Raw genomic sequence first — 3737 nt, forward strand, 5'->3', positions numbered from 1 at the left:
AATCCTCTCTCGCCGACCAGCATTCTGAAACCCCGCTCAAAGAGCGGGGTTTTTTCATATGTAACAAATGAAAAATAAACCGCATTCTTACTTTTAAACAGGCTCAAATGTATTTTTGCCTCGTGCATATTTACTTGAATAGTCATGCCTTTTTACTTTTACTTAGCCACTAATTTACTTAGCCACCCAGTATGAACTATGCCCAATTTGGGCAAAATAGCACCATGAAATTCCATCGTTTTCATAAATAGAATTTTCATATTAAATGACTAATTTAATTGATGATGTTATTAATTTCATCTGAATTGAATAAATTTAAAACATTTATTTCTCTTGATTCGATTCGGCACCTTGTTCCACGTCACCCTTCTGATAATTTTTTCTGTTCATTATTTAAGTATCCGGTCACAAATTTAAAATTATAATTTATAGAAATTAATTCTTTCAATAAGGGATATTTCCAGTTTTTTTATCTATATCTGTGTCTGGTGTCATGTTTTTTAACCAGAGTTGTTAGCGTTTTTTTTCTTTTATGTTTTTTTGTTGTTGCATGTGGCATGGTGATTATATTGACGTCAGGAATAACAATTGATTAATTGATAAGCGACAAAAATAACACAAGCCGGGGCAGTGATATTCAGGCAGGAAACTCTGGACTTGGCTAAGGCACAATAAACATCACAAACGGAGTTTAAGTAATGATTATCTCCAAAAAGAAAAAGCCCGGTTTATTGAAATTGGGTATTGGTCTTGTTTCATTGGCTGTAGCAGCCAGTGTGCAGGCAAAAACACTGGTTTATTGCTCTGAAGGTTCACCTGAAGGCTTTAACCCGCAGTTATTCACTTCTGGTACAACTTTTGATGCAACTGCCAGACAAATTTATAATCGTCTGGTGGACTTCAAATCAGGTACAACAGAGATTATTCCAAGTTTGTCTGAACGGTGGGAAATCAGTGACGATGGCAAAACCTACACATTCTATTTGCGCAAGGGCGTAAAATGGCAGAGCAGTAAAAATTTCAAATCCACACGTGATTTCAACGCCGATGACGTTATCTTTACCTTTATGCGCCAAAAGGATAAAAATCACCCGTACCATAAAGTATCCGGTGGCAGCTATGAATACTTTATCGGCATGGATATGGGGAATATCATCAGCAAAATAGAGAAAGTGGATGACTATACTGTCCGCTTTGTGCTGTCTCGTCCTGAAGCGCCTTTTCTGGCTAATATAGCTATGGATTTTGCCTCAATCCTCTCCAAAGAATATGCTGATGCCATGATGAAGGCTGGTACGCCGGAAAAAGTGGATCTGAATCCGGTGGGTACAGGGCCGTTCCAGTTAGTGCAATACCAGAAAGACTCCCGCATTCTCTATAAAGCGTTCAAAGATTATTGGCAAGGGCCGGCGAAAATTGATCGGTTGGTCTTCTCCATTACCCCTGATGCTTCTGTACGTTATGCAAAATTGCAGAAAAATGAATGTCAGGTCATGCCATACCCGAACCCGGCTGATATTGCGAGTATGAAGCAGAATAAGGATATTGTACTGAAAGAACAAGCAGGGCTGAATGTGGGTTATCTCTCTTATAACGTCTCCAAGAAGCCAATGGACAACCTCAAAGTTCGTCAAGCGTTGACGATGGCGGTGAACAAAGATGCCATCATCGCGGCTGTGTATCAAGGCGCCGGTCAGAAAGCGAAAAACCTGATCCCTCCTACGATGTGGGGCTATAACGATGACATCAAAGATTACTCCTATGATCCGGTGAAGGCTAAAGAACTGCTGAAAGAAGCGGGTTTCCCGAATGGTTTTGAAACTGATCTTTGGGCAATGCCGGTACAGCGTCCTTATAACCCGAATGCCCGCCGTATGGCGGAAATGATTCAGGCTGACTGGGCTAAAATTGGTGTAAAAGCCAAGATTGTCAGTTATGAATGGGGCGAATACCTGAAACGAGCCAAAGATGGCGAACCTCAAAACGTCATGATGGGATGGACGGGGGATAACGGTGATCCTGATAACTTCTTTGGAACTCTGTTTAGTTGCGCAGCCAAAGAACGAGGTTCCAATTATTCAAAATGGTGCGACCAACAGTTTGAGGACATTATTCAGCCAGCACGTACAACGGCTGATATTGTCAAACGCACAGAGCTTTATAAGCAGGCTCAGGTAGTAATGCATGAGCAAGTCCCTGCATTGATTATTGCCCACTCTACGGTTTACGAACCTATTCGTAAAGAAGTGAAGGGTTATGAGGTCGATCCACTCGGCAGGCACCTCTTTTACAATGTAGATCTCGAATAATCCTGTTCTTGATTTGTTTTGATTGAAATTTGTTGTGATTGACCATCCCCCCGAATATTTCCGGGGGGATGGTTGCGTTTCTCTGGTGGGCAAGCAGGTCTGTGTATGACACAAACAGCCTGAGAGCTGTAACTGATAACTAAAAAGAGAATTCAGGATATGCTGCAATTTATCCTCCGGCGTCTGGGGCTGGTGATCCCGACGTTTATTGGTATTACCCTGCTGACTTTCGCCTTTGTGCATATGATCCCCGGTGATCCGGTACTGATTATGGCGGGAGAAAGAGGTGTCTCTGCCGAGCGCCATGCTGAACTGATGGCAGCAATGGGGTTAGATAAACCTCTTTGGGAGCAATATCTTCATTATGTCAATGGCATACTGCATGGTGATTTAGGCATCTCCCTGAAAAGCCGTATTCCGGTGTGGGATGAATTTGTTCCCCGATTTAAAGCAACATTGGAATTAGGCATCTGTGCCATGTTATTTGCCATCTCTGTCGGTATTCCTGTTGGCGTGCTGGCAGCGGTCAAGCGTGGTTCTGTCTTTGATCATACCGCTGTAGGCCTATCACTGACGGGTTATTCAATGCCTATTTTCTGGTGGGGCATTATGCTCATCATGCTGGTTTCCGTTCACTGGAACCTGACCCCGGTTTCCGGCCGAATAAGCGACAGTGTATTTCTTGATGATAGCTATCCCCTGACCGGCTTTATGCTGATTGATACCCTGATTTGGGGGGAAGATGGTGACTTCATTGATGCTGTGATGCACATGATCCTGCCTGCTGTTGTATTGGGTACGATCCCATTAGCCGTGATTGTACGTATGACTCGTTCTTCCATGCTGGAAATATTGGGTGAAGACTATATCCGTACTGCACGGGCAAAAGGCCTGAGTCGTATGCGTGTCATTATTGTCCATGCATTGCGTAATGCGTTGCTGCCTGTGGTCACCGTGATTGGCCTGCAAGTGGGTATTATGTTGGCGGGCGCTATTCTGACTGAAACCATTTTTTCATGGCCGGGATTAGGGCGTTGGTTGATCGACGCTCTCCAGCGCCGTGATTATCCAGTGGTGCAAGGTGGCGTATTGCTGGTGGCAACAATGATCATTCTGGTCAATTTTGTGGTTGATCTGCTGTATGGCATTGTCAATCCACGTATTCGGCACAAGAGATAAGGAGCGCATGATGACTCAACTAACAGAGCCACAAGCAACTGAGCAAATAACATCAAGTGCACCTAAGCTGATGACGCCGATGCAGGAGTTCTGGCATTACTTTAAACGTAACAAAGGTGCCGTCATTGGTCTGGTCTATATTGTTTTGATGCTGTTGATCGCGTTGCTTGCAGGGGTATTGGCACCACATGGACCGGCGGAACAGTTCCGTGATTCCCTGTTGAACCCGCCGGTATGGCAGGAAGGGGG

General features: G+C 44.0%; 2 protein-coding genes and 1 pseudogene. All 3 read left to right on the forward strand.

Annotated elements, in window-relative coordinates; genetic code table 11:
• The first annotated feature begins 698 nt into the window (after nucleotides 1-698).
• The gene (gene dppA, locus AAC147_RS05530) at nucleotides 699-2309 is read left to right on the forward strand and encodes a dipeptide ABC transporter periplasmic-binding protein DppA (protein ID WP_047685839.1); all 1611 of its coding nucleotides are present in this window, start codon (nucleotides 699-701) and stop codon (nucleotides 2307-2309) included.
• Between the two features lie 159 nt (nucleotides 2310-2468).
• The gene (gene dppB, locus AAC147_RS05535) at nucleotides 2469-3488 is read left to right on the forward strand and encodes a dipeptide ABC transporter permease DppB (protein WP_047685842.1); all 1020 of its coding nucleotides are present in this window, start codon (nucleotides 2469-2471) and stop codon (nucleotides 3486-3488) included.
• A 10-nt stretch (nucleotides 3489-3498) separates the two neighbouring features.
• Nucleotides 3499-3737, forward strand: a pseudogene (locus tag AAC147_RS05540) (dipeptide ABC transporter permease DppC); the annotation flags it as partial.

It is taken from the genome of Xenorhabdus sp. NBAII XenSa04, assembly GCF_963866145.1.
GTDB lineage: Bacteria > Pseudomonadota > Gammaproteobacteria > Enterobacterales > Enterobacteriaceae > Xenorhabdus > Xenorhabdus indica.